Below are 26394 nucleotides of genomic sequence, written 5' to 3'. Positions count from 1 at the left end.
ACCCTCCGGCGCCATCCGCGGCATCACCTTCGCCCACCAACCCACCAACGGCCAGCACCCCGTGTGGTACTCCGGCAGCCGCCTGGCCCCCGACCTCTCCCTCCCCAAGATCCTCAACCGACTCACCACAGCCCACCACCTCACCACCACCTACCACCCCCACGACCCCTGGCGCCACGCCGCCCGCCACCTCGACACCCTCCCCACCACCCTCAACCAGGCAGACGAGCAGACCGCCACCGACCACATCCACGCCTTCGGCACCCTCCTCGACGCCGCCACCCAGACCGCACCCGCCCCCGGCCGCGCCCACCTCCGCCAGGCCGCAGCCGCGTTCGAACGCGCCACCCACACCCGCAGGCAAGCCGACTACCAAGCCGGCCACGCCCTCCGAGAACTCGCCGACCACCTCACCCGCACACCGGCCTCAGGCGATACGACCGCCCGGCTGCTGTGCACCGCGATCGTCGCGGTGATCGCCATCGCCCGCTGGCACCATGCCCGCCGCCACCAGCAACAGGAAGCAGCAGCCCGCCAAGCCCTCACCCACCTCCGGACCGCCTACCAACACGCCGCCGCCGCACCCCTCGCCGACATCGCAGCCCAGGCCCAAGACCCACGCATCGCCGCCCACTGGGAGACACGCATCCACGCTCTGCTCCCCGAGACAGCCAACCGCATCACCACCAGCCCTGTCTGGCACGCCCTCGCCACCACCCTCCACCAAGTCCACCTCACAGGCATCAGGACAGATGCGCTCCTCACCGCCGAGCAGACCAGGAGCGAACTCACCGACGCCGACGACCCCACCGCCCTACTCCTATGGCGCCTCCGCGACCAACTCGCCCAGCAGCACCAACGCCATCAGGCCATGAACACCGCGCCGCACGCCATCCAGGAGACGGTCCCACCGCGTACGGCAACGGCCCCCAAAGAACCCGAGGCCGCGCGCTCGGGTAACCGCTGACAGTCATCGCGGCATCGCAGTCAGGGCTCACGGCTGGATCCCGAAGCCCTGACCCGCTTCCTCGACCCGGGTCTTCCTCCCGTGGCCCCATGGCGGGGCGACCGCAGGCAGGTGTGATCGGAAGTGGCGCGACCCTGGGAGGCCCCATGAATCCACATCCACACTGCCCTGGAAACTGCCTCCGGCCCTTCCCACCCTCGCCAAGCCTCGGAGCCGAGAAGGCAAATCTGTCCAACTGGCGGCTGTTCTTGGTTCCGGTCCGTACGTGGCGACTTCGGTCCGGCCATCACCGCAGGCGCTCTGAAAGGCGTTCGCGGACGCGCTGGCTGGGGAATGGACCGGGACCAAGGGCGTCACGGCACCTCGATGCGCCGTCCCGTGAGGCGGGCGGGATCGACGCGTACCCACAGCGGTCGGTCGCCGCCCGCCCACGGGGTGGTGTGCATCGTCTTCTCCAGACGCTGGGTCTCCGCCGGGTCGGTCACCTCCCGGGCCCGACCGGCGACCAGCACGCTCCAGCCCATGCTGAGCGCGTCGTCGATGTGGTCGACCTCGAACGCGACATCCTTCCCAGCGGCCAGTGCCGGGACGCTGCCAGGTGCGGCCCGGTAGACGACTGCGCCGTCCACGACCGTGTAGTTGACCGGCACCACGGCCAGCCCATGGTCCGTGGCGACCGCGACCCGCCCCACACCGTGTCCGGAGAGCCGTGCTCGGCACTCGTCCGGGTCCATCTCCCGCAGTTCAGCGTTCGCCGCCGCCTGGCCGAGCCCCGGTGGCTGGCTCACCCCACCGCCCAGGAGCGTCGAGGCGGACGTCTCCAGCGCCGTGGCCAGGCGGCGCAACGACGCCGTGTCCGGGACGCCCGGGTGCTCCTCGACGTAACGAACATAGCCAGGCGCCACGCCGGCTCGGGACGCCACCTCCTCCCGACTGAGCCCGAGTTCCTCACGTCGCGCGGCCACACGGCGTCCAACGTCGCCACGCCCGTCGGCGGATGCCTCCATCCATTCCCTTTCGACCGGTTCCGTGATGTGTGGGTCCCCCCGTCTGTCCCTCGTGGGGGTCGACCGGCTCCGTCAGCAGATGCGGGGGAGCTGCTCTCCGAGTGGCATGTCAAGGACGCGGCGAGCGCCGACGAGCGTGCGGAGGACAACCCGGCCCGGAGGGCCGTCGGTGACCTCGCCGACGGCGACCGCGTCCGCACCCTCCGGCAGGGAACGCATCAGGCGGAGCGCATCCCCGGCCACCTCGGCCGCGACGAAGGCGACCATGCATCCCTCGTTGGCCACGTGCAGGGGGTCAAGGCCGAGGAGTTCGCACGCGCCCGCCACGGGCTCGGGCACGGGCAGAGACTCCTCGTCGATCTCCACATGGATCCGGGAGGCACCGGCGATCTCGTTGAGTGAGGCGGCCAGACCGCCACGGGTGGGGTCGCGCAGCGTGTGGAGGTGTCCGCCCAACGGGGCGAGGGTCTGGACCAAGCGGTGGAGCGGACGGGTGTCGGAGGCGACGTCGGTGACGAAACCCAGGTTCTCGCGCTCGCTCAGAACGGCCACGCCGTGGACGCCGATCGGTCCGCTGAGCAGAACGCGGTCGCCGCGCCGGGCGCGAGCCGCGGACGGATCCAGACCCGGGATGCGGCGGCCGACGCCGGTGGTGGTGACGAAGAGCTTGTCGGCGTGGCCCCGGCCGACGACCTTGGTGTCGCCGGCCACGACGGGAACGCCGGCGTCGTTGGCGGCCTTGCCGAGCGAGGTGACGACGGCCTCCAGGTCAGCGAGGCCGAGTCCTTCCTCGATCACCAGGGCGACGGTGAGGGCGAGGGGGTGGGCGCCCCGCATGGCGAGGTCGTTGACGGTGCCGTTGACCGCCAGGGCACCGATGTCGCCGCCGGGGAAGAACAGAGGGCTGACGACGAAACCGTCGGTGGTGACCACGAGTCCGTCGTCGGTGGGCAGCACGGCCGCGTCCTCCAGCGGCGCGGACGTGGCCGCCCCGCCCCGACCGAGCGCGGGCAGGATGAGCGCGTCGAGGAGTTCCGCCGACAGCCGTCCGCCGGCACCGTGGCCGAGCAGTACGCGGTCGTCCTCGACGCGGGGCAACGGACAGTCGATCACGCGGGCCTCCCGGCGGGGGTGGGGGTGGAGGTCGTGGCGACGCGGCCGGCGGCGTGGAAGGCGGCGCACGTGCCCTCGGAGGAGACCATGGGGGCGCCGAGCGGATGGCGCGGCGTGCACCGGTTGCCGTACGCCGTGCAGTCGGTGGGCAGCCTCGCCCCGGTGAGGATGGCGCCGGCGATGCAGTCCGGGTGCTCGGCGGGCCGGAGCGAGCCGAGGTCATGGCGGCGGGCGGCGTCGAAGTGGGCGAACTCCTCGGCGAGCGTGAGTCCGCTGGCCCGCAGCGTGCCCAGCCCGCGCCACGCCTGGTCGCGGACGCGGAAGACCCGGCGCACGGCGGCCTGTGCCTCGGTGTTTCCCTCGCGCCTGACCGCCCGCGCGTACTGGTTCTCGACCTCGGCGCGGCCCTCCTCCAGCTGGCGCACCGCCATCAGGATCCCCTCCAGCAGGTCCAGCGGTTCGAAGCCGGTGACGACGACGGGCACGCGGTGGCGGGCGGCGATCGGCTCGTAGGCCGTGAAGCCCATCACGGCGCAGACGTGTCCGGCCGCGAGAAACGCCTGCACCTCGCAGTCGGGGGACTCCAACAGCGTCGTCATGGCGGGCGGGACGAGGACGTGGCTGACCAGCAGGCTGAAGTTGCTCAGACCCAGGCGGGCGGCGTGCAGCACGGCCATGGCGTTCGCGGGAGCGGTGGTCTCGAAGCCGACCGCGAGGAAGACGACGTCGCGGTCGGGCTCGGCGCGTGCGATGTCCACGGCGTCCATGGGCGAGTAGACCACCCGCACGTCGGCACCGCGCGCCCGTGCGGACAGCAGGTCGGTCGTGGAACCGGGCACCCGCAGCATGTCGCCGAAGCTCGTGAGGGTCACGCCGGGGCGGGCGGCGATCGCCATGGCGCGGTCCAGGGTCTCCAGAGGCGTCACGCACACCGGGCAGCCGGGGCCGTGCACCATGCGGATGCCCGACGGCAGCAGTTCGTCGATGCCCTGCCGGACCAACGTGTGGGTCTGTCCTCCGCAGACCTCCATGATCCGCCAGGGCCGGGTGGCGATCGCCGCCGTCTCCTCCAGCAGTCGGCGGGCGAGCACGGGGTCCCGGTACTCGTCCAGGAAGCGCACCGATGGGTCCTTTCGTCGGGGTGGGCGGTCAGTCGCGCTCGACGGTGAGGTCGAGGAAGTGGGCGGAGCAGGAGATGCAGGGGTCGTGGTTGCGGATCGCGCGTTCGCACAGCTCGCGCAACCGGTCGTCGTCGAGCTCGGGCTGCCGGTCGATGAGGGACTGCACCACGGACCGCAGGTGGTGCTCGATCGCGTCCTGGTTCTGGGCGGTGGGCGGGATCAGGGTGGCCTCGGTGACCGTGCCGTCGGCGGCCAGGTCGTAGCGGTGGTAGAGCAGACCGCGCGGCGCCTCGGTTGCGCCGTGGCCTCGCCCGGGGCGCGGGGGGACGGGCACGGCCGGCGCCGGCGGCGGCTCGTAGGCGTCGATGAGGCGCAGCGCCTCGTCGAGGGCGTACACCACCTCGACCGCGCGGACCAGGATGCTGCGGAAGGGGTTGCGGCAGACGTCGCCCGCCCGGGGGTCGCCGAGGCCGGCGGCCTGGGCCGCCTGGCGCGCGAGCGGTGAGAGCCACCGTCCGCTGATGGCGTAGCGGGCCAGCGGGCCGGTCAGGTGAGTCCGGCCGTCGAGGGAGGAGTACAGGGCGGTGGAGTGCGGCAGCTGGCGCTCGACGACATGGCGTTCGAAGTCGCGGAGGGGGAAGGTGTGGGTGGACAGTGCGCGCGTGCTGTCGGGCGCGAGTCCGGCGCTGGCGGGGGCCGGCATGACGGTGGGGGTCCCCGACTCGATCGCGTAGCGGCCGGGGTCGGCGAGGGCGAGCAGCTGGGTGTCGCAGCCCGCGTCGGGGAAGTCGAATCCGGCCGCCCACTCCACGGTGCGCAGCGCGTCGTCCCGTGCCGGGCGCAGGCGTTCGGCCAGGGGGATCAGCTCGGCGGGGGTGGGGGCGCGGTGGAAGCCTCCGAGCCGGACGTTGACGGGGTGGATGGCGCGGCCACCGAGGAGTTCGACGATGGCGTTGCCCGCCTGTTTGATCCGCAGGCCGCGCTCGACGTCGGGGCGGTGGTGCCGCGCCATCGCGATGGCGTCGGGGTGACCGAGGAAGTCGGGGGCGTGGAGGAGGTGGATGTGGAGCGTCTGGCTCTCGATCCACTCTCCGCAGTACAGCAGCCGGCGCAGCGCCGCGAGCTGCCCCGTCACGTCGACCCCGCAGGCGTCCTCGATGGCCTGACAGGCACTCGTCTGGTACGCCACCGGGCAGATGCCGCAGACCCGGGAGGTGATGTCGGGAGGTTCGGTGTGGGCGCGCCCCCGCAGGAACGCCTCGAAGAAGCGGGGTGGTTCGTAGATCCGCAGGCGGGCGGCCTCGACGAGCCCCTGGCTGATCCGCAGGTGGAGCGCGCCCTCGCCCTCGACCCGGGAGAGCGCGCCGACGTGGACCACGCGCGAGCCGCGATGCGTCACGGCCGTTCCTCCGATCCCTGGTCGACCGCGTGTTCCGGGGTGGAGGCGGCCGCGAACTCCGGGGCGGCGGCGTTGAAGGTGCGCAGCACCCGCACGACATCGGTCTCCGACAGGCCGTCGCGGCGCAGGAGGGGGATGAACGCGGGGAGGTTGGTCGAGCCGGAGGGGCCGAAGCAGCCGTAGCAGCCGCGGCCGTAGGCGGGGCACAGGGCACCGCAGCCGTCGTGCGTCACGGGACCGAGGCAGGGGACGCCCCGGGCGACGGGGAGGCAGACCGTGCCGCGACGTTTGCAGGGGAAGCACACGGCGTGGTCGGGGATGTCCGGGCGACGCCCGGCGAGGAAGGCGGTGATGACCTCCAGCAGTTGGCCGCGGTCGATGGGGCAGCCGCGCAGCTCGAAGTCGACCGGAACGTTGAGGGCGATGGCGGTGGAGTCGGCGAGCGTGTCGACGTACTCGGGGCTGGCGTAGACCGCGGCGCGGAACTCGGCGACGTCGGCGAAGTTCCGCAACGCCTGGATTCCCCCGGCGGTGGCGCAGGCGCCGATGGTGACCAGGTGCCGGGAGACGGCTCGGACGCGCTGGATGCGGGCGACGTCCTCGGGTGTGGTGATGGACCCGTCGACGAGCGACAGGTCGAACGGGCCGGGGCCGGTGGTGCTCGTCGCCTCCAGGAAGTAGGAGATCTCCACCTGGTCGGCCAGGGGCAGCAGGGCGTCCTCGCAGTCCAGGAGGGTGAGCTGGCAGCCGTCACAGGAGGCGAACTTCCACACGGCCAGCGTCGGCCGGCGCGCGGCGCCGGAGGGTTCCTCGGGGCTGGTGGGCGGGGTGTCGGTGGTCACGGCTCACAGCTCCCGTACGGCGAGGAGGGGTTCGGCCCGGTCCCAGCGGACGACCGGGCCGTCCCGGCACAGCAGCAGCGGGCCGAGCTGGCACTGGCCGCAGTGCCCGGTGCCGCAGCGCATGGTGCGCTCCAGGGAGAGGAAGGTCCGCTGGGGCGGAACGCCGAGGCCGGTCAGGTGGCGCGCGGTGGCGCGCATCATGACCTCCGGGCCGCAGAGGTAGGCCGCGGTGTCCGCCGGCCGGAGGGGCAGTCGGTCCAGCAGCGTGGTGACGACCCCGACGTCGCCGGTCCAGCTCTCGTCGGGCCGGTCGACCGTGACGCCCACACGGATTCGGGCGCGCCAGGCGGGGTGTTCCTCCCGGTAGAGCAGGTCGCTGGGTGTGCGGGCCCCGATCAGGAGGGTGACGCTCGCGTGGTGACGGGGCTCGGCCAGGGCCAGGTGGACCAGGGGGCGCAGCGGCGCTAGGCCGAGGCCGCCGGCGATCAGCAGGAGGTGACGGCCCCGTGCGGCGGTCAGGTCCCACGGCGTGCCGAACGGCCCGCGGACGCCGACCTCCTGGCCGGGCCGCAGCTCGTGCAGTGCCCGGGTGACGGCGCCGACGGCCCGCACGGTGTGCAGCAGGTCGGCGCCGTCCCGACGCGGGGGCGCCGTGCCGGCGAGGGAGAGGGGGACCTCGCCGCGGGGATGGGCGTAGACCATCGCGAACTGTCCGGGCCGGAAGGGCGGCAGTGGGGCCTGGCGTGGCCGCAGCGTGAGTGTCACGGTGTCGGCCGTCTCCCGGACCCGGTCTCGCACCTGGTAGCGGCGGGGGAGGTTCACCGGCCACCTCGGGGGGGCGTGTCGCGGGGTGGGCCGTAGAGGTCGAGCAGCCGGACGCGGGTGGCCCTCAGCCGCTGGCCGACGACGGCGGCCACGGCCACCGCCAGGGCGTATCCGACAGCGGTGTCGTGCTCGCACAGGCGGCGGACGGCCGAGGCGTCGAACTCGTCGGCGGTGACGGCGTCGAGGGCGCGGGCGCCCAGGTGCCACCGGTGGGGTGGGAAGAGCCAGGACCAGCCCAGCAGGTCGCCGGGGCCGAGGGTCTCGACGACGGGCGAGGGCCGGCCGGGCACGTGGACGTCCAGCGCCACCGACCCGCGCCGCAGCAGCCAGAAGCGGTCCGCCCGCTCCCCCTCCTCGAAGACGCGGCAGCCGGCCTCGAACGTCACCTCACGGGCGAGCGCGAGCAGCCGCTCCCGTTGGTCCGGGTCGAGGCAGGCGAGGAGTCCCGTCGCGGTCGTCACGGCTGCCCCTCCTCCCCGCCGGCCCCGGGTCGCGGTGCCGCGCCGGAGCGCTCGGCGTCCAGCGCGTGGACCTCCTCGGTGATGTCGATGGCGACCGGGCACCACACGATGCAGCGGCCACAGCCCACGCACCCGGACATGCCGAACTGGTCGTGCCAGGTCCCGACCTTGTGGGTGAGCCACTGGCGGTACCGGCTGCGGCCCGTCTGCCGGACGGAGCCGCCGTGCATGTGGGTGAAGTCCAGGTCGTAGCAGACGTCCCACCGCCGCCAGCGCTCGGCGTGGTCTCCGGTGAGGTCGGTGACGTCCTCGGTGGTGGTGCAGTAGCACGTGGGGCAGACCATCGTGCAGTTGCCGCACGTCAGGCATCGGGAGGCGACGTCGTTCCAGCGTTCGGCCTCGCGTGTGTCACGCATCAGGACGCGCAGGTCCACCTCCGGCATGGTGCGCCCCATCCGCCCGGCGGCGCGCGCCACGGTGTCGCGGGCGGCGGCCACGGTGGAGTCGTCGGTGGGCAGGCGTGGGAGTTCGGCGAGGATCTCGGCGCCCGCCGTGCTGCCGGCGCGCGCCCAGAAGCGGTGGCCTCGGTCGTCGTCCACCTCGGTGAGCACCAGGTCGTAGGCCCGGTCCTCCCCCACGGCCGGCCCGGTGTCCATGGAGACGCAGAAGCAGGTGGCGCCGGGCTCGACGCACTCCACCACGACGAGGAAGGTTCCCGTGCGGCGTCGCCGGTAGGCCGCGTCGGTGTGTGGCCCACCCATCAGGACACGGTCCTGGGTGGCGATCGCGGTCAGGTCGCACGGGCGGACGCCGAGGAAGGCGTAGGCCGGCGGCTCGTCCGGTTCCTCCGTCACCGTGAGGGACCCGTTCGGCGCCCGGGTCGCGGTCCACTGTCGCAGACGTTCTGGATGGAGGAAGGTCTTCCACGACTGCGGGCCGGCGCTGTGGGCGAACGCCATCCGGTCCTTCCGCCGCCGCAGCCGGTAGGTCCCCGCCTCCACCGCGACGCCCCAGCCGTGGGGCAACTCGTCGGCCGAGGTGAGTTCCGCCAGGACGATCGCGTCGTCCCGGACGGTCGGGCCCACGACGGTGCGGCCCCGGCGGACGAGGGCCCGGATCAGGGAGTGAAGGCCCTCGACGTCGATGACGGCGGTCTCGGTTCGGGGGGTGGTGGTCATGGCAGCGGCTCACCCAGTTCGTCCTCGACGACACCGCCCATCGCGCGCAGGACGTCGAGCGTGCGGCGTGCCTCGGCCTCGTTGACCAGGGTGATCGCGAAGCCGACGTGGACGATCACGTAGTCGCCCGGACCCGCCGTCGGGGTGTAGGCCAGGCACGCCGGGCGGCGCACGCCGCCGAAGTCGACGGTCGCCATCCGCACGGTGGCGTCGTCGTGGACGTCGATCACACGCCCGGGGATGCCGAGACACATGACGGCTCCTGCCTTTCCTTCGGCCGTTCTCCCTGTCCATCGCGTTGTCCGCCGCGCTGTGCGTCGCGTCCGTCCCGCTGTGCGATCCGGGCGGCGGCCACCGCGGCCTGGCCGTAGCTGATGCCGCCGTCGTTGACGGGCACGGCGCTGCCGACCAGCACGCGCAGCCCGGCGCCGCGCAGCCGCCCGCCGATCTCGTCGAGGAGGCGGAGGTTCTGGAAGCAGCCGCCGGACAGGCACACGACGGGTGGGGCGCCGTCCCGCACGGCGTGCTCCACCAGTGCCGTGGTCGCCGCGGCGACCGCGGTGTGGAAGCCGGCGGCCAGCCGCCCGGCCGCCACGCCGTCCGCCCGGCCGCTCAGCAGGGCCGCGAGCGTCGGCGTCGGGTCGTAGACCCACAGGCCGTCGGGGGCGCGGGTCAGCCGCCAGGGCAGCGGGCCGGGTCGCAGGTCACCGGCCGCGGCCTCCACCGCCACGGCTGCCTGGCCCTCATGGCTGACGCGGTGGCCCAGGCCGAGGATGCTGGCCGCCGCGTCGAACAGGCGCCCGGCGCTGGACGCCCTCGGGCAGTTCAGGTCCCGCGCCAGGAGGGCCCGTACCGCGCGGACCTCCGCGCCGTGGGCGCCGCCCGGACAGCCAGCGGCGTACCCGTCGACCAGGGCCCGGGAGGGCGGCGGGGACCCCAGGTCCTCGGCGCCCAGGAGGTAGCCGAGCGCCATCCGGAACGGGGAGCGCACGGCCGCGGCGCCGCCGGGCAGCGGGGCGGCACCGAACCTGCCGACCCGGCGGCAGGCGGCCAGGTCGCCGACGAGGACCTCGCCGCCCCACAGGGTGCCGTCGTCGCCGTAGCCGAGGCCGTCCAGGGCGACGCCGGTGAACGGCCCGGTCAGGCCGTGTTCGGCGGCGCACGCCGCGACGTGGGCGTGGTGGTGCTGCACGGCGACGCGCCGCCCGGCGGGCCAGCGGGCGGCCCACTGCGTCGAGAGGTACCCCGGGTGCAGGTCGTGGACGACCACCCGCGGCTCGATGCCACACAGGCGCGACAGCTTCCGGTACGTCTCCTCGAAGGCGTCCGCGGTGCGCGCGTCCGCCAGGTCGCCGATGTGTGGCCCCAGAACGGCGCGGTCGCCGGACACGAGGGTGAAGGTCTGCTTGAGCTGGGCCCCGACCGCCACCAGCGGCACCGGGCTCGCGACCGGCAGCCGCAGCGGAGCCGGGGCGTAGCCCCGGGCGCGCCGTACCGTGACGAGGCGGTCCTGGTGCGAGGCGACGACGGAGTCGTCGCTGCGCGCGTGGATGGCGCGGTCGTGGCCGAGGACGCCGTCGGTGACCGGTCCCAACACCGTTCTGGCCTCGCTGTCGTCGGTGATGAGGGGCTCGCCCGCCAGGTTGCCGCTCGTGCACACCACGGGCCGGCCGAGGTCGTGCACCAGCAGGTGGTGCAGCGGGCTCGCCGGGAGGAGGAGCCCGATGCGCGCGGTGCCCGGGTGGACCCCCGGTGCGACGCACGGGGAGGGACGCGCGGACAGCAGCACGATGGGGCGGGCCGCCGAGGCGAGCACCTCCGAGTCCGCCGGCCCGACCCTGGCCAGCCGGGCGGCCGTCGCGAGGTCGGCGACCATGACCGCGAAGGGCTTGTCGGGGCGCCGCTTGTGCCGGCGCAGCCGGGCCACGGCCGCCGTGTCGGCCGCATCGCACAGCAGTTGGTAGCCTCCGACGCCCTTGACCGCCACCAGCCCGCCGTCGCGCAGCACCCGCACGGCCGTCGACAGCGCGCCGTCGCCCTCCACCGTCGTCGACGAGCCGGCCGTCCACCACGTCAGTCGAGGGCCGCAGGCCGGGCACGCCAGCGGCTCGGCGTGGAAGCGTCGGTCGGCCGGATCGGCGTACTCCGCCGCACACGCCCGGCACAGCGGGAAGGCCCTCATCGTCGTGTGGGCCCGGTCGTACGGCAGATCCGTGATGACGCTGGCCCGTGGCCCGCACGCGGTGCAGTTGACGAACGGGTGACGGTGGCGCCGGTCCCCGGGGGTGAACAGCTCGCGCAGGCACGCGGCGCACGGCGCGGCGCACGGCGGCACCTCCCGCACGGCCGGCACTTTCTCCGGGGGTGCGGTGACGCTCGCCAGCACGACGAATCCCGAACCGGGCGGGACCGCCGCCTCCGCCAGCGCGTCCACCGTGACGTCGTCGACGGCCGCCAGGGGCGGAGGCTGGGTCCGGCAGCGGGTCAGGAGCTGGTGAAGGCCGTGGCGGGGGCCGGCCGCCACGGCGACGACGTGGCCGGCGACGTTCCGCACCCAGCCGTCGAGACCCAGCGCGGTGGCGGTGCGGTGGACGAAGGGCCGGAAGCCCACGCCCTGCACGGTGCCGGTGACCTCGATACGCCACGCCTCCCTGGCCGCCTCCCCGGTCATCCGGCGCGTCTCCGGTGGCGGAGGATCTCCCGCCGCACGCGGTCGGCCACCGACGTCACGGCGGCCAGCACCGGGGCCGACAGGCCCCGGCCGACGGAGGTGTCCTCGCCTTCCACGGCGAAGACGACGAGCCGCCTCGGCAGGCGTTCCAGCACACGGGCCAGTTCGACCGCCTCCCCCAGGCCCATGCCGTGGGAGCTCGCCGCGGCGGAGGAGGTCAACGCCTCTGCGGTGACCTCCAGGCGGTGTACCCGGCCGGGACGCCCGGGGTGGGCGTGGGCGGCGTCGACGACGATGCCGAGTTCCGCTCCCTCCCAGGTGCCGATCAGCCGGGCCGGATCGCCGTCGGTCACGGCCAGCACGACGTCCGCCAGGGACGGCGTGTCCCTGGCGAGGTCGGTGAGGTGGTCGACGACCGCCCATCCCACGCCGTCGTCGCGCCGGAACTCGTTGCCCACGCCGACGACCACGGTTCGGCCTTCCCCTTTCATGCGCCCAGTCTTGGCGGGCGGTCCGCCCGGCCGCGGCAGCCGCGCCCGGCCTTCACCCCTTCGGCCGGGCGCGCCGACGCCCGCCCCGCGGGGATGCGGCGTCACGTCACGCGACGCAGGGCGTGCTCGAAACGGGCCGCGTGGTCGGCCTCGTCGCCGGCGATCTCGGTGAACAGGGCCGCCGCCTCGCCGTCGCCGGCCGCCTCGGCCCGTGCGGCGTAGGTGGGGTAGACGACCTCGGCCTCGTAGTGCTCGCCGGCGATGGCCGTGCGCAGGTTGTCGGGTGTGTCGGAGACCAGGCCGGCCAGCTGCGCCTCCTCTGCGAAGTGCTCGTGGACCTCGACCGCGGCCAGTCCCTCGAAGAGCGCGGCCAGACGCGGCCTGCCGCCCTCGGCGGCGTGCTGGGCGAACAGGAGGTAGCTGGCGTGCGCGAGCGCCTCGCCGTGCATCGCGTCCTCCAGGTTGTCCAGGGTGCGGGCCGAGGCCACCTCGGGCAGGCCGGCGGGGACCTCGACGTCCTCGGCCTGTGGCGGCGCGGGAACTCTCCCCTCCCCCGTCGTCAGCGCCTCCAGGGCGATCGTCAGCAGCCTGCGGTGCTCCGTCTCGTCACCGGCGATCTCGGTGAACAGCTCGGCCGCTTCCAGGTCACCGTCCTGCCGCGCCTCCTCGGCGTAGGTCGGGTACATCGAGAGGGCCTCGTGGGTCTCGCCGTCGATCGCGTGGCGGAGGTTGGCCTCGTCGCCACCGACGTAGTCGAGGAGGTCGGCGAGTTCCGTGAAGTGCTCTCCCAACTCGATCTCCGCCGTGGCGCGGAAGAGGCCGGCGACCTTGTCCAGGTCCTCGCGCTCGGCCTGCGCGGCGAACAGGCCGTAGGAGGCGTTGGCGAACGCCTCCCCCCGCAGGGCGGCCTGGGCGTCGCGGACGGTGCCGAGGGCGAGGACGTGGGCGGGTTCGGCCAGGGCGTGGGAGAGAGGTGCTGCCGCCGTGAGGCTGAGCACCGCTCCCGTCAGGGCTAGCACGCGTCCGAGATGTCTGACCATGGCTCCTGTTCCCGGGAAGTAGGGCACACAAGGGATAGCAACGATCATGTGGCGGTGCGGCCACCCGCGGGCCGATCACGCGCCGTGTCGAGCCCGGCACTCACCGGACCGGGCGCCCCCCGGCCGTGGTCACCCGGTCCTCCGGGTACGAACCCGGTCCTGGAGGCGCATGGCGACGTAGCCGAGGGCGGACAGCGCGCAGGCGCCGGCCAGGGCGGCGGGCGACACCGGCTCGGTGTCGAGCAGCGCGCGCAGCGGCGGCAACACGACCCCCGCCAGGTTCAGGGCGAACGCGGCGGCCACGGCGACGAGCAGGAAGGGGTTGGCCAGCGTCCCCGGGCGGGCGCGGGAGCCGAGCGCCACCCCGAGCTGCGCCCCACCGAGGACGAGGAACATCACGGACTGCCAGGGGCCGTCGTGGGCCCGCACCCAGACGCCGGCCGCCAGCGTGACGGTCGCGGTGAACGTGGCCATCAGCAGCACGCGCGGCCACAGGCCGGCGCCGAGGACACCCTCGCGCGGCGGTCGCGGTGGGCGGCGCATGGCGTCGGGGTCGGCGGGCTCGGCGCCGAGGGCCACTCCCGGCAAGCCGTGGGTGAGCAGGTTGATCCACAGGATCTGCGCGGGCAGCAGGGGCAGCGCCATGCCCAGGGCGGGGCCGAGCAGCATCACCAGGATCTCCGCAGCGCCCCCGGCGAGGCCGTAGAGGAGGAAGCGGCGGACGTTGTCGTAGACGCGTCGGCCCTCCTCCACGGCCGCGACGACCGTGGCGAGGTCGTCGTCGGTGAGGACCAGGTCGGCGGCCTGCCGGGCGACCTCGGTGCCGCGTCGGCCCATGGCGACCCCGATGTCGGCGCGGCGCAGGGCGGGGCCGTCGTTGACGCCGTCGCCGGTCATCGCCACCACGTGGCCGGCGGCACGCCACGCCGCGACGAGCGAGACCTTCTCCTCCGGAGTGGTCCGGGCGTGAACCGGGGAGAGCGCGGGGTTCGGTTCGCCGGTGTCGATGCCCAGGCGTGCGGCGACGGCCCGCGCCGTGAGCGGATGGTCGCCGGTGACCATGACGGGCGTCATCCCGGCGGTACGGCACGCGGCGATGGTCTCCCGCGCCTGCTCGCGGGGCGGATCGACGATGCCGACCAGACCGAGCAGCGTCAACCCGGACTCGGGGTCCGGGCCCTGGGCGGCCCGGTCGGCGACGGCGACGGCCAGCACCCGGTAGCCGTCCCGGGCCAGCCGTTCCGCCTCCGCCGCCGCCTGGGCGCGTCGCCGTGGCGGGTCGGCGAGCGCGGGCGGGACCAGCACGACCTCGGGAGCGCCCTTGGACACGATGCGCAGCCCTCCGTCCGGCCGTTCGTGCACCGTCGTCATCCGTTTGCGTTCGCTGCTGAACGGGATCTCGTCACGCCGGGGCAGTTCGCGGGTCAGCGCCGCGCGGTCGAGGCCGAGGCGGGCGGCCGCGGCGAGCAACGCCGCCTCCATGGGGTCGCCCAGCGCGTGCCAGGCGGTGGGCGCCTCGTTCGGCTCCGGGGGACGGAGTGAGGCGTCGTTGCAGATCGCGGCGGCGGCCAGCAGCGCGGCCAGGTCGGGCGCGTCGGAGGCGGTCACGGTCGCGTCGCCGCGCACGACGCGCCCCTCGGGCGTGAAGCCGCCACCGATGGCCCGGGCGTCGCCCCCCTCCGGCGTCCACAGGCGCTCGGCGAGCATCCGACCCTCGGTCAGCGTGCCGGTCTTGTCGGTGGCGATCAGGGTCACCGAGCCCAGCGTCTCCACGGCGGGCAGGCCACGGACGACGGCGTGTCGCCGCGACATCCGCCGGGCGCCGAGGGCGAGTCCGAGCGTCACGACGGCGGGGAGCGACTCCGGCACGGCGGCCACCGCGAGGCTGATGGCCGTCACGACCATCAGTTCCAGCGGCTCGCCACGGGACAGACCGATCGCGAGCACCACCGCACACAGCGCCAGCGCGGCCACGGCGAGCACCCGGCCCAGGCCGGCCAACCGCCGTTGGAGTGGCGTGAGGGAGGGGCGCGCCTCCATCAGCGAGGCGATCCGGCCGGTCGCGCTCCGGGCCCCGGTCGCGGTCACCCGGATCCGGCCTCGGCCACGGACCACGACGGTGCCGGCCGACAGCGCGCCCTCCTGGTCCGTGGTGACCGCCTTGGCCACCGGCACCGACTCCCCTGTCAGCGCCGACTCGTCGACCAGCAGCCCAGCCTCCTCCAGCACCGTGCCGTCCGCGGGCACCACGTCCCCCTCGGCCAGGACGACCACGTCCCCGGGCACGAGTTCGGTCGCGGCCACGCGTCGCTCCGCGCCCTCGCGCACCACCCGGGCGGCCGGCGCGGACAGCTCCCGCAACGCCGCCAGCTCACGGTCGGCGCGTGCCTCCTGTACGACGCCCACCAGGGTGTTCACCGTGACCACCAGCATGATCACGACAGCACTGGCCAGGTCACCGGTGACGACGGTGAGCACGGTGGCGGCGAGCAGCAGCAGGATCATCGGGTCGCGCAGCTGTGTCAGCATGCGGCGCCACAGCGGGGGCCGGGGCCACTCCGGGATCGCGTTGGGGCCGTGCTCCGCCAGCCGCCGCCGCGCCTCCGCCAGCGAGAGCCCGTCCGCCACGACCTTGTCCACGCCCATCAGCAGCAGCGTAGGAACCGCCGGCACCTCTCGCCTGGCGATCTCGCCGACCGGGTGATCCCCTGGAGAGGAGGAGGGCTCCTCGCGCGGACGGAAGGGACGGCGACGACGATGGAACGGCCCGTGGTGGTCGGGATCGACGGCTCAGCCCCCGGAAACCAGGCGCTGGACTGGGCGGCGGACCACGCGGCGCGGCACGACCGCGCGCTGCGCGTGGTCCTCGCGCTCTTCCAGGAGCGCTACGACATCGTCACGCGGGAGATGACCCTCGGGCTCCCGGAGAACGAGGACCGGGCCAGGGCGCTGCTCGCCGACGCCGCGCGACGCGTCGCCGCCCGGCGACCGGAGGTCGGGGTCACGGTCGAGGTACTGCCGCAGGACCCCGTCCCCGCCCTGCTGCACGAGGGGCGCGAGGCGTTCACGCTGGTCGTCGGCAACCGCGGCCACGGCACGCTGGTCGGCATGCTCCTGGGCTCGGTGAGCCTCGGCGTCGCGGGCCGCGCGACCTGCCCCACGGTGGTCGTGCGAGGCGACGCGCGACGGCGCGAGGGGAGGCTCGGCCGGATCGTCCTGGGAGTCGAGGGCACGGAGCGGGAGGCGGAGGCCGTGAGATTCGCCTTCCGCGAGGCCGAGGCCCGTGGTGGCGAACTCGCCGCCGTCCACGCCTGGCTCGCGGTGCCCGACCTCCAGATCGAGACCGAGACGCTCCTCGACGAGGTGCTGGCCCCCCTGACGAACGCCCACCCCGACGTGCGGCTGAGCCGCGCGGTGGTGGAGGCGCCCACGCGTGACACGCTGCTCGCGGAGGCGGAGAACGCGGACCTGCTGGTGCTGGGCGCCCACCGCCGGACGCGTCCGGTCGGCCTCCGCCTGGGTCTGGTGAGTCACGCGCTGCTCCACCACGCCGCCTGCCCGGTCGCGGTCGTCCCCGAGCCGTGATCCGGACGGCGAACGCCCACCGCACGGTGTGCCTGCTCGCCGCCCGGGCGCGCAGACCAGCGCACCGAACCATCCACGAGAGAGGCTGTCGACATGGCCACCGAGGCGAGAACCACCGCACCGCGGACCGGCGCACCCACGTACTGCCTCGCCGTGAACCGGAACGGCACCCTGTCGGCCGCCACCTTCGACTCCGACGGGCAGTGGTCCACGCTCCAACCGCAGCAGGTCGGGATCACCGACAGCCCGGCGATGGTGCGGTACCTCGGCCGCACCTACTGTCTCCACCAGGGCTCCCCCGGGGACAGGCGCCTGTGGTTCTGCGAGGTCACGTGGTCGCCGGGGACGAGCCCGAGCCTGACCTTCCACGACGACCTTCGGGTGGTGCCCGAGGTCTTCATGACGAACAGCCCCGCCGCCACGGTGTACCGCGGAAGGCTCTACTGCGCGTACCGGGGGCCGGACGCCGAGGGGGGTCTGCTGTCGCACCTCATGTTCGACGGTCGCCAGTGGACGATTCCGAAGACCTCGTATCCGGACATCCCAATCACGGACAGCCCGGCCCTCGTGGTGTACCAGGACCGGCTCTACTGCCTGTACCGCCGCTTCGACGGCTGGCTGCACCAGACGTCCTTCGACGGCGAACGGTGGGAGGGGGACAGATCCAGCGCGGCCCCCGTCACCGCGAACCCCGGCGTGGCCGTCTACGACGACAAGCTCTACCTGCTCCGTCAGGAGCGGCGCCAGGGGTGGCTGCTGTGCAGGTTCTTCGACGGGTTCGGCTGGTCGCCGGACCAGGCCCCCGATGTGGGCCTGGCCAACAGCCCGGCCGCGGTGGTGGTGTCGGGCGGCCCCAAGGACCTGCTGTACTGCCTGCACCAGGGGCGGAGCGGGGACGGCGTCTGGTGCACGCGCTTCGACGGGCTCGGCTGGGCCAGGGACACGAAGGTGTTCGACGCGAACCTGTCCGCGAGCCCCGGCGTCGGGCGCCTCGCCTAGGGTGACGCCGCCCCGGCCGCCAGCGCGGCGTCGGAGCCGCCAGGCGGCCGGCGGACGGAAGACGAGGAGACGGTGTGCCGCGGTGCCGAGGCGGCCAGAACGGACGGGAGGGGCGCGAGGGGTCGACAGCCGCTTACTCGACGGTGAGGACCTCGCGGACCGGGCGTCGCGGGGTCGCGGGGGACTCGGGACCGTAGCCCAGGCGTAGCACCATGTGAACGAAGCGCATCGCCGAGAGGGGGTCCCGGGCGAGCCAGCGCAGTTCGTCCCACTCCAGGGCGTGGGAGGTGAGGGAGGTCGACAGACCCTCGCAGGTGGCCTGGAGCAGGACGCGTTCCATCGCCTGCCCGGCCGTGAGCCAGCCTCGCGGGTGGTCGTCGCCGCCGCCGAGCAGGGCGAGCTGGGGCGTCTGCTCGAAGTCCGCGGAACGCCGGCCGGCCACGGGGGCGTGGCCCGCGAAGTCCCGCACCGGTGCCCGGCCGCCCCGCCTGCGGGGTCCGTAGGCGGTGTCGGGGACGCCCTCCCCGACACCGGCGTGGCGGGTCCAGCGGGCCAGTTCGTCGCCGCGCTCGGCGTCGACGGCGTCGCGGCCCTCCGCGTCGAAGACCAGGTCGAGCAGCAGTCGGACGTGCCAGCTGTCGGGGAAGATCAACTGCCCGCCCTCGCGACGGGCGGCCTCGCCGAGGGCGTCCCGCACCTCTGACGGGATCCTCCTCCCGGAGAAGGGCAGACGGCTGGTGTGGCGGCGGCGGATCGCCGGGTGGAGCGCCACCAACTCCGCGGAGGCGCCGTCCGTCGGGACCAGGCGGACGGTCGCCAGCAGCCAGGAGTCGGAAGGGTCGGGGAGCAGCCGGGTTCGGGGCTCGAAGTCCGCGTGGGCGGCGGCGACGCGCAGGTTGAACAGGGCGGCGCCACAGCCCAGGTGCAGGGCGCGCGTGGTGGGGTCGGCGTGCGGCATGACACGGCCGGGGTCCATGCGCACCTGGAGGGTGGCGCTGTCGCGCAGGAAGTGGAACCGCCACGGCTGGGCGTTGTGCATCGACGGGGCCGCCGCCGCGTCCGCGACGAGGGAGGTCAGCGTCTCGTCGTCGACGACAGGCATCGGAGTGGTCCTCTCGTGAGACGGGACCATCATCTGCTATCCCACTATTCCACTCATTGACTGGAAAGGGCGAAGGATCTGGGCGATGCAGAGAACGTTGCCGACCCCGTGGGCGGCGTGGACCCACGCACGGCGGCAGCGGGCGCGGCGCAGCGGGTGTGCAGGGATAGGAGCGGATGCGTGAGGCGGATCTCCGGGCGACGATGAGCCCGTGGGTGCGGGCCGCCGGCCGACGGCCGGGTGGACGGCCCGCGCGGCCGGCACGGAGCGGGAGTGGACATGGTGGACGCCGAGCAGCGCGCGCGAGGTGTTCACGCGTTGCTGACCGACGGCTCCACGGTGCTGATCAGGCCGGTGGAGCCGTCGGACCACGACGAGGTGCTGAGGCTGTACGAGGGCATGACGCCGCAGCACGTGCGGGCACGGTTCTTCTCCGCGGGGGCCCACATGGGCCGGCAGGCCGCCGACCGGATGTGCGGCCCGCCCGCGCCGGGATACCGGGCCCTGGCGGCGCTGGTCGCCGCCCGCGTCGTCGGGGTCGCGGAGTACCGGCGCGTCGAGCCGGAGTCGACGACAACCGCGGAGTTGGCGCTGGCGGTGGCCGAGGGCTGGCACCACCGGGGCGTGGGGACACTCCTGCTGGAGCACTTGGTGGACGCCGCCCGCGAGGAGGGGATCACGGCGTTCACGGCCGACGCGCTGGCCGACAACCATCCCGTGCTGGAGGTCTTCGCCCACCTCGGCCTGCCGGTCTCCCGCCGGTTCTCCGACGGCGAGGTGCACTGCGCGGTCCGACTGGACACCGACGACGAGCACTACCTGCGGGCGGTCGACGAACGAGCTCGCGGCGCGGACGCCGCCAGCCTCCGCTTCGTCCTGCGCCCGGCCTGCGTGGCCGTGGTCGGGGCGGGGCGCAGGGCCGGCTCGGTCGGGCGCGAGGTGCTGCGGAACATCCGCCGTTCCCGCTACACCGGGTTGCTGTACGCGGTCAATCCGAACGCCCACTCCATCGCCGCGGTGCCGTGTTTTCCCTCGGTGACCGCGCTGCCCCACACCCCGGATCTCGCGGTCGTGGCCGTGCCGCCCGACGCGGTGCCGGGAGTCGCACGGGAGTGCGGCGCCACCGGCGTCCGCGGCCTGGTGGTGCTGACCTCCGGCCTGGATCGCGGCCAGGGCACCGCCCTGCTGGAGGCCTGCCGCGCCCACGGGATGCGGCTGGTGGGCCCGAACTGCCTGGGCGTCGCCAACACGCACGAGGAGGTGCGGCTGGAGGCCACCTTCGCGCCGCCGTGGGACCACGGGAGCGGAACGGCCGGGGTGGCCGTGCAGTCCGGCGGGGTGGGCATCGCGCTGCTGCGCGGGCTGGCCGGGCTCGGCATCGGCACCTCCAGCTTCGTGTCGCTGGGAGACAAGTACGACGTCAGCGGCAACGACCTGCTGCGCTGGTGGGAGAGCGACGAACGCACCACCATGGCCCTGCTCCACCTGGAGTCCTACGGCAACCCCCGCGCCTTCTCCCGAACCGCCCGTCGTGTCGCCCGCCGCATGCCGGTGCTGACCGTCGACGCGGGGCGTTCGGAGGCCGGCCGCCGGGGGGCCGCCTCGCACACCGCCGCGGCCGCGACGCCGACCATGAGCCGGCAGGCCCTGTTCACCCAGGCGGGCATCATCGCCACCCGCAGCATCAACGAACTGCTGTGCACCGCTGCCCTGCTCCACGCCCAGCCGCTGCCGGCGGGCACCTCGGTGGCCGTGGTGTCGAACGCGGGCGGCATGGGCGTCCTGGTCGCCGACGCGTGCGTCGAGGCGGGCCTGGCCGTCCCGCCGTTCCCCGCCGACCTGACCACCGCGCTGGGCGGGCGGCTCCCCGCCGGGTCCGGCACCGCGAACCCGGTCGACGTCACACCGGCCGTCACCGAGGAGCAGGTGACGTGGTGCGTGGACCTGCTGGCGGGGCACCCGGCCGTCGACGCCGTGGTGGTGGCGCTGGTGCCCACCGCCGTGTCGACGGCGCGCGGGGAGGACCTGGCGCGCGCGCTCACCGACGCCGGCGAGGGCACCGCCCCCGTCGCGGCGGTCCTGTTCGACCAGGTCGAGTCGGTGCGTCTGCTGCCGGCGCCCCACGGCCGAGCCGTGCCCGCCTACGCCGATCCCGCCTCGGCGGCCCACGCCCTGGCCCACGCCGCCGGGCGGGCCCGCTGGCGCGCCCGCCCGGTCGGCACCGTACCCGAGCTGGACGGCATCGACCGGGCGAGCGCCGGAGCGCTGGTGGACGCGTTCCTGGCGCAGAACCCCGGCGGCGGCTGGTTGGATCCGACCGGATGCGCCGGTCTGCTCGACGCCTACGGCATCCCTCAGGTGCCCTGGGCCTGGGTGACCGGTGAGGACGAGGCCGCCGAGGCCGCGGCACGCCTCGCGGGGCCGGGTGGTCGGGCCGTGCTGAAGGCGTACGGGCCCGGCCTGGTCCACAAGAGTGAACGCGGTGGCGTCCTGCTCGACCTGGCGGGCGAGGAGGCCGTACGGGCCTCCCACCGCGAGCTCGTGGCACGCTTCGGGGACGCCATGGCCGGCGTCCTGGTGCAGGCCATGGCCGAACGGGGCACGGAGCTGATCGCCGGCGTCGTTCAGGACGAGGTGTTCGGCCCGCTCGTGCTCTTCGGCCTCGGCGGCACGGCCACCAACGTGTTGGCCGACCACGCCGCCCGCCTCGCGCCACTGACCGACCGCGACGCACACGACCTGATCACCGCGCCGCGCTGCGCGCCGCTGCTCCTCGGCCACCACGGCGCCCCGCCGGCCGACCTGGCCGGTCTGGAGTCGCTGCTGCTGCGACTGTCCCGTCTGGCGAGCGACCTGCCGCAGCTCGCCGAGGCTGACCTCAACCCGGTCGTCGCCCGGCCCGACGGCGTCACCGTCCTGGACACCCGCGTCCGCCTCCTGCCACGGCGGGCCCACGACCCGTACCTGCGCCGTCTGCGCTGACCGCCCCGGTCGCCAGCGCCGCTGCGACGCCACACCCACCCTGTGGCGGATGGCGGATGGCGGATGGCGGAGGTCGGTCGGTCAGGGCTGCGGGACGACGGCCACCGGACACGGCGCGTGGTGGAGCAGCGCGTGGCTGACGAGCCCCAGCCGCAGGCCGACCGCCCCGCGGCGCTGGTGCGCGCCGACAACCAACAGGTCGGCGTCCTCGGCGGCCCGCAGCAGCGCCGGCCGGGCTGGGCCCTCCAGACTCGCCTGCTCCACGGACACACGGGAGTGGCGGCCCACGGCCTCGGCGAGGGCCTCGTCCAGTACCGACCGGGCCTCCTCCGCCTGGCCGCCGGCCCTGGCCCGATCGTCAGAGCGCCACCAGGTGTACACAGCACGTAGCTCGCAGCCCCGCACCTCCGCCTCCCGGAAGGCGAACTCCACGGCCGCGGCGCTGTGGGGCTCGCCGTCCGCGCCGAGCACCAGTCGGCCGAAGCGGCCGGCCTGGGCGGGCACGCTGCCCCGCACGACGATGGTGGGGCAGGCAGCGCGCCCGACGACCCCGAGGCTGACCGAGCCCAACAGCATGCCGGTGAGTGGGCCCCGCCCGCGGGAGCCGACGACGAGTGCGAACGCCCGCCGTCCCTCGTCGATCAGGGCCTCGACGGGGTGCCGGGTCAGGACGTCGAGGGAGAGCCTGACGTCGGGCTGGCGGAGGGCGGCACGCTGCTCGGCCGCGGCCAGCACGTTGCGGGCCATCATCCCGCCCTCGGGCCGCTCGATGCCCACGGACGGGCTGATGCCCTCGTACCGCTCCCACAGGGAGGAGTACACCAGCCGCAGGGCGCAGCCGTGGCGCGCGGCTTCGTCCGCCGCCCAGTCCAGCGCGAGCAGGCTCGACTCCGAGCCGTCGACCCCCACCACCATGGGCTGCTCCACCGACGTCACCGTGGTCTTCCTTCCTTCGGCTCGGCCCCGGTTCCACCCTCCAGCACACCACCGCCACACGTGTCGCGCCACGCGAACCGGACACGGTCGGTCCCTGTCCGGAACGGACGGGCAGGTGGGCGAGCGTGCTGTTCGCTCACGCGAAGCGGCTGTGCGACCGTGGAAACAGGTCCGGGCGCGGTACCGGTGGGCGGGCAGCTCGCCCGGGGCGACCGTCGGGTCCGGCGGTCCCGGCACTCGTCCGCCCGACCGGCGACGGAGGGCGCGGGCCGCACCGCACAGCGAGCAGGGAGGAAGGCGGCCTCATGGCACACACCGCTTCGCTGGACACCGCCACGGCCGAGAAGCTGCTCTCCTCGGCTGTGGCCGCCCCCTCGATCCACAACACCCAGCCCTGGCGCTTCCAGGTCGACACGGCGGCCCGCACCGTGCTGCTCCGAGCGGCCACCGAGCGGCTCCTGCCCGAGGCGGACCCGACCGGACGCGCCCTGCACGTCTCGGCGGGCGCGGCCCTGCTCAACCTGCGCGTCGCGGCGGCCCACCTGGGGTGGCGCGCCGAGGTCCGGCTGCTGCCCGCGCCCGGTGAGCCCGACCTGCTGGCCGCCGTCCACCTCACGGACGCCGCCGACGGGCCCGAGCCCGAGCCCGGCTCACGGACACGGCTCTACGACGCGGTGTGGCGCCGGCACAGCAGCCGCTTCCCGTTCAGCAACCGCCAGCTGCCACGCCGGGTCGTCGACGGCCTCGTCGAGGCCGCCCGGCGGGAGGATGCCGCCCTCGCCTTCCCCGACCGGGACGAGACGACACGCCTGCTGCGGTTGACGGCTGAGGCGGAACAGCGGAACGCCGACGACGCCGCCCGGATGGAGGAGAGCCGAGGCTGGGTCCGGGAGGGCGCCCCCTACGGTCTGACCTCCGGTGCCATGGGCCCCGGGGACAGCGCCTGGCGCGTCCCAATGCGGGACTTCGGCGGCACGCGCCCCCTGCTGCCCACGCAGGTCTTCGAGCGCAACCCGATCATCGCCGTCCTGACGACCGACCACGACCGGCGCGCCGACTGGCTGCGGGCCGGGCAGGCTCTGGAGCGCACCCTTCTGGTCGCGACGGCGCACTCCGTGCGCACCTCGCTCCTCCATCAGGCGCTGGAATGGCCCGACCTGCGCGCCGCCCTGCGCCGTCCACCCGACCGAGCGGGCCACGTGCAGATGCTGGTCCGGCTGGGCTACGGCCCCGCCGGCCGCCCCACCCCCCGCCGCGCGGCCCGTGCCGCGAACGGCCCGGCCGGAGAGGGACCCCGGAGGCGGTGACCGGTCGCACGGCGACGATGCGACCGACCCGGAGCCCGGCCGAAGGCTCGGGGGATCTCGCCACCGTCGGGACGGCCGGGCCCGGCGGTGAGGTACCACTCGAAGGTAAGCAGCCCTGGGTCGGCCTGTTTCCGACTGTCCCTTGGTGCCCCTGGTCACACGGTGGTCATGGTGCCCTGCGTCAGCTCACGTCGATCGACGCCACGTCCTACGGTCCTCTGCTGGCGCCTTGACCGCTGCTCCTCACCCATCGCCTACGCGCTTGGCGCGACACGGACTGATTCATGTACTCATGACCGGGACGCCAGGGCGTGGTTACCGCAGATAGGTGCGCCGCCACTCTGCTGAGGACATTCCCTGAGCGGCGATGGCCAGTGCGATCGCCGACTGCGTCCTCAGCTTCGCTCGTGTGCCGTCGACCCACTCCTGGGCGTTGCGGTAGCCCTGTTCCACGTACTCGATCCCCTGGATCATTCACTCCAACCTGTCCGCGTCGTGGGACCATGAGCACTTCGAGGGAGTCGCCGTTCTCCTACTCGCCCACGATGCTGGACTCCTGCAGCTACGGCCGGATGAGCGTCAGCGACCTGGTCGGCTGTGACAGCTTCGTTCTTGGTCGCAGTGAGGTAGCGGCGTCCGATACACGGAATGTCGCCGACGCGGGTCTCCTTCGTGTCGTGGAAGGAGCAGCGCAGCCTTCGCAGGATCGGCTCCTCCAGCATCGCCAGCACGGAGCCGATGATCGCCGTACGAAAGCTGTGCTCGGCAATCGTCTCCGGATCCTTCACACCAGCGATCCCACCACCCGCTGCTCTGAGTGCCCCCATCTCCATAAAATAGGTGACCGAACGCCGTGTGTGCTGCTCCTCGATCCTGCGACGCCTCACCGTTGATCAGACCTTGATAGTTGGATGGGTGCGGGCAGCGAGCCGCAGACCGTCATGCGACAGTTCCAGCCCTGTGCTCGCGACACGGCACCTGAAGTGGTTAGTCCGCCGGGGTGGCGTAGTACGCGGCGAGCATCTCGGTTGGCCACGTGGGCTGGTGGACTTCGCCTCGTGGGCCCATCTCCTGGAACCAGGGCTTGATGTCGAGCACGGGCGTGCCCTCCACGGCGTCCAGGTCTTCGACGTGCAGGTCCAGCCCGTCGATCCTGAGCAGGCGGCAGCGGGAGACGCCCAGCCAGTTGAGGCGGCGCATGTTGCGGTGGGCGAAGATTCCCCCGGCCGGCCAGTTCGGGTTGTTCCGAGGGCGTCGCGGTTCGGGGTGAAGGTCGGTGGGGTCGGTCAGGTGGAAGCGGAAGACGACTTCGAGGTGTGAGAAGTCCTCCAGGCCGACGACGGAGCCCTCGTTGAACCGTGTGGGGTCGATGCGGATGATGGCTCGGCTGCCGCCCCAGTAGTCGTCGGTCGGCTCGGTCCGCCCGCCCACCACATGGGCCACGGGGACGACGGTGAACTCTTCGGACATCAGCGGTCTCCTCTGGGGCTTGCGGCAGTGGATCAGGCCGTTTGGGCCAGGAAGGCGGCGGCTCGGCGGTCGAGGTCCATGACGGCCGGGATCCCTCGCACCCGGACCGGCGAGAGGGCGCGGCGCATGTCTGCCGCGGTTCGCCGCGCGCGTGCCGAGTGGACGCCGTCCATGATGTCCAGGGCACGGGACCAGGTGCCGCATGCTTCCTCGATCGCGCCTTGCCGTGCTTGTACCGACCCGAGGTACCCCAGGGTCACCGCGTGGGTCCGGGTGAAGGAGGACGCCTTGCGGGTTCGGACGCTTCGGCGGAACTCGCGCCTGGCTCCTTCGAGATCTCCGCTGTCCCTCAGGACGCAGGCGGTCTCGTGAGCGAGGCTGGCTTCGCTGAAGAAGAACACCCGGCCTGGCTCAACGTCGCCGGGGGAAGCCGCGGCCAGGTTCAGAGCCTCGGTGGGGTGGCCGAGTTCGACCGCCTGGTGAGCCATGGCACGTAGCACGTGGCCGGCCATGGGGGCATCGTCGGCTTCCGCCGCGAGGCTGACGGCGATGGTGAAATAACGTTGGGTGATCGGGTGCTCGCCGTTGTCGCACGCCATCCAGCCGGAGAGGTAGGCCAGCTCGCTGGCGGCCGAGTACATCCCCCTGCGTACCTGGTCGTCCAGGAAGCGGCCACCCAGGTAGCGGCTTACGTCGGTCGTGAGGTACTGCACCACTGCGGTGCGGGCATGGCCGCCGCCGTGTCGCTGGTCGATGCGCGAGAACATCGCCACCATCTCCCGTACGGCGTGGAGGTCTCCTCGTCCCACCGTCCGCCGACTCCTCGGCTGGCGGACCGTGCGCTCGGCACGCTCCGTCCACCAAGCGGGAGCCGGGACGGCGAGAGCCGTGATCGAGT

The 26394-nt window shown here is 73.9% G+C and carries 23 protein-coding genes and 1 pseudogene; 5 read left to right on the top strand and 19 right to left on the bottom strand.

From position 1 onward, the window contains the following. Positions 1–967 (top strand): annotated as a pseudogene (locus ACTWP5_RS25895) (mobilization protein); the annotation flags it as partial. Positions 968–1320: 353 nt separating this feature from the next. On the opposite strand, the gene ACTWP5_RS25890 reads toward ACTWP5_RS25895, so the two are convergent. The 13 genes from ACTWP5_RS25890 to ACTWP5_RS25830 form a co-directional block, all read right to left on the bottom strand. Continuing rightward, positions 1321–1890: a helix-turn-helix domain-containing protein gene (locus ACTWP5_RS25890; RefSeq protein WP_443223530.1), complete on the bottom strand. Its 570-nt coding sequence runs from the start codon at positions 1888–1890 to the stop codon at positions 1321–1323. Between the two features lie 156 nt (positions 1891–2046). Beyond that, positions 2047–3087 carry a hydrogenase expression/formation protein HypE gene (gene hypE / locus ACTWP5_RS25885; protein WP_443223529.1) on the bottom strand — a complete coding sequence of 347 codons (1041 nt, stop codon included), beginning with the start codon at positions 3085–3087 and terminating at the stop codon, positions 2047–2049. Next, a complete protein-coding gene (hypD, locus tag ACTWP5_RS25880) occupies positions 3084–4208 on the bottom strand; it encodes a hydrogenase formation protein HypD (protein ID WP_443223528.1) in 1125 nt (374 codons plus the stop codon). The genes hypE and hypD overlap by 4 nt, the downstream gene beginning before the upstream one ends. A gap of 28 nt (positions 4209–4236) precedes the next feature. Then, positions 4237–5607: a Ni/Fe hydrogenase subunit alpha gene (locus ACTWP5_RS25875; RefSeq protein ID WP_443223527.1), complete on the bottom strand. Its 1371-nt coding sequence runs from the start codon at positions 5605–5607 to the stop codon at positions 4237–4239. Further along, positions 5604–6386: an oxidoreductase gene (locus ACTWP5_RS25870; RefSeq protein ID WP_443223534.1), complete on the bottom strand. Its 783-nt coding sequence runs from the start codon at positions 6384–6386 to the stop codon at positions 5604–5606. Before ACTWP5_RS25870 ends, ACTWP5_RS25875 begins: the two co-directional genes overlap by 4 nt. 66 nt (positions 6387–6452) lie before the next feature. Next, complete coding sequence (locus ACTWP5_RS25865; protein ID WP_443223526.1) at positions 6453–7271, bottom strand: FAD/NAD(P)-binding protein; 819 nt, start codon at positions 7269–7271, stop codon at positions 6453–6455. Beyond that, entirely contained in the window at positions 7268–7735 is a 468-nt protein-coding gene (locus ACTWP5_RS25860; RefSeq protein WP_443223525.1) for a cyclic nucleotide-binding domain-containing protein, read from the bottom strand. Before ACTWP5_RS25860 ends, ACTWP5_RS25865 begins: the two co-directional genes overlap by 4 nt. Beyond that, the gene (locus ACTWP5_RS25855) at positions 7732–8913 is read right to left on the bottom strand and encodes a 4Fe-4S dicluster domain-containing protein (RefSeq protein ID WP_443223524.1); all 1182 of its coding nucleotides are present in this window, start codon (positions 8911–8913) and stop codon (positions 7732–7734) included. Before ACTWP5_RS25855 ends, ACTWP5_RS25860 begins: the two co-directional genes overlap by 4 nt. Beyond that, the gene (locus ACTWP5_RS25850; protein WP_443223523.1) at positions 8910–9167 is read right to left on the bottom strand and encodes a HypC/HybG/HupF family hydrogenase formation chaperone; all 258 of its coding nucleotides are present in this window, start codon (positions 9165–9167) and stop codon (positions 8910–8912) included. Before ACTWP5_RS25850 ends, ACTWP5_RS25855 begins: the two co-directional genes overlap by 4 nt. After that, complete coding sequence (gene hypF / locus ACTWP5_RS25845; protein ID WP_443223522.1) at positions 9140–11584, bottom strand: carbamoyltransferase HypF; 2445 nt, start codon at positions 11582–11584, stop codon at positions 9140–9142. The genes ACTWP5_RS25850 and hypF overlap by 28 nt, the downstream gene beginning before the upstream one ends. Then, the gene (locus ACTWP5_RS25840) at positions 11581–12075 is read right to left on the bottom strand and encodes a hydrogenase maturation protease (RefSeq protein WP_443223521.1); all 495 of its coding nucleotides are present in this window, start codon (positions 12073–12075) and stop codon (positions 11581–11583) included. Before ACTWP5_RS25840 ends, hypF begins: the two co-directional genes overlap by 4 nt. Before the next feature lie 101 nt (positions 12076–12176). Further along, positions 12177–13115, bottom strand: a complete 939-nt coding sequence (locus ACTWP5_RS25835; RefSeq protein WP_443223520.1) for a ferritin family protein — start codon at positions 13113–13115, stop codon at positions 12177–12179. A gap of 129 nt (positions 13116–13244) precedes the next feature. Then, positions 13245–15761, bottom strand: a complete 2517-nt coding sequence (locus tag ACTWP5_RS25830; RefSeq protein WP_443223519.1) for a cation-translocating P-type ATPase — start codon at positions 15759–15761, stop codon at positions 13245–13247. Between the two features lie 111 nt (positions 15762–15872). Here ACTWP5_RS25830 and ACTWP5_RS25825 point away from each other — a divergent pair, with 111 nt between their 5' ends. Then, on the top strand, positions 15873–16700 hold the full coding sequence (locus ACTWP5_RS25825; RefSeq protein ID WP_443223518.1) for a universal stress protein: 828 nt from the start codon (positions 15873–15875) through the stop codon (positions 16698–16700). A 93-nt stretch (positions 16701–16793) separates the two neighbouring features. After that, entirely contained in the window at positions 16794–17699 is a 906-nt protein-coding gene (locus ACTWP5_RS25820) for a hypothetical protein (protein WP_443223517.1), read from the top strand. Positions 17700–17832: 133 nt separating this feature from the next. Here ACTWP5_RS25820 and ACTWP5_RS25815 read toward each other — a convergent pair whose 3' ends face one another. Beyond that, the gene (locus tag ACTWP5_RS25815) at positions 17833–18801 is read right to left on the bottom strand and encodes an Acg family FMN-binding oxidoreductase (RefSeq protein ID WP_443223516.1); all 969 of its coding nucleotides are present in this window, start codon (positions 18799–18801) and stop codon (positions 17833–17835) included. Positions 18802–19080: 279 nt separating this feature from the next. Between ACTWP5_RS25815 and ACTWP5_RS25810 the strand changes: the two genes are divergently transcribed. Continuing rightward, positions 19081–21783 carry a bifunctional acetate--CoA ligase family protein/GNAT family N-acetyltransferase gene (locus ACTWP5_RS25810; protein ID WP_443223533.1) on the top strand — a complete coding sequence of 901 codons (2703 nt, stop codon included), beginning with the start codon at positions 19081–19083 and terminating at the stop codon, positions 21781–21783. An 81-nt stretch (positions 21784–21864) separates the two neighbouring features. On the opposite strand, the gene ACTWP5_RS25805 is transcribed toward ACTWP5_RS25810, so the two are convergent. Next, on the bottom strand, positions 21865–22719 hold the full coding sequence (locus ACTWP5_RS25805) for a universal stress protein (RefSeq protein ID WP_443223515.1): 855 nt from the start codon (positions 22717–22719) through the stop codon (positions 21865–21867). Positions 22720–23024: 305 nt separating this feature from the next. Here ACTWP5_RS25805 and ACTWP5_RS25800 point away from each other — a divergent pair, with 305 nt between their 5' ends. Further along, a complete protein-coding gene (locus ACTWP5_RS25800; RefSeq protein WP_443223514.1) occupies positions 23025–24026 on the top strand; it encodes an Acg family FMN-binding oxidoreductase in 1002 nt (333 codons plus the stop codon). A gap of 315 nt (positions 24027–24341) precedes the next feature. Here the strand turns inward: ACTWP5_RS25800 and ACTWP5_RS25795 are convergent, their stop codons facing one another. From ACTWP5_RS25795 to ACTWP5_RS25780, 4 genes are all read right to left on the bottom strand, one after another. Next, positions 24342–24500: a hypothetical protein gene (locus ACTWP5_RS25795; RefSeq protein ID WP_443223513.1), complete on the bottom strand. Its 159-nt coding sequence runs from the start codon at positions 24498–24500 to the stop codon at positions 24342–24344. Beyond that, complete coding sequence (locus tag ACTWP5_RS25790) at positions 24497–24853, bottom strand: HD domain-containing protein (protein WP_443223532.1); 357 nt, start codon at positions 24851–24853, stop codon at positions 24497–24499. The genes ACTWP5_RS25795 and ACTWP5_RS25790 overlap by 4 nt, the downstream gene beginning before the upstream one ends. Positions 24854–25013: 160 nt before the next feature. Continuing rightward, positions 25014–25496: an SAM-dependent methyltransferase gene (locus ACTWP5_RS25785; protein ID WP_443223512.1), complete on the bottom strand. Its 483-nt coding sequence runs from the start codon at positions 25494–25496 to the stop codon at positions 25014–25016. A 32-nt stretch (positions 25497–25528) separates the two neighbouring features. Then, positions 25529–26263 carry a hypothetical protein gene (locus ACTWP5_RS25780; RefSeq protein WP_443223511.1) on the bottom strand — a complete coding sequence of 245 codons (735 nt, stop codon included), beginning with the start codon at positions 26261–26263 and terminating at the stop codon, positions 25529–25531. Positions 26264–26394: the final 131 nt, after the last annotated feature.

Source organism: Streptomyces sp. 4N509B (assembly GCF_052245655.1).
Lineage (GTDB): Bacteria > Actinomycetota > Actinomycetes > Streptomycetales > Streptomycetaceae > Streptomyces.
The sequence above is the reverse complement of the archived record's forward strand: the minus strand, read 5'-3'. Positions and strand labels throughout refer to the sequence as shown.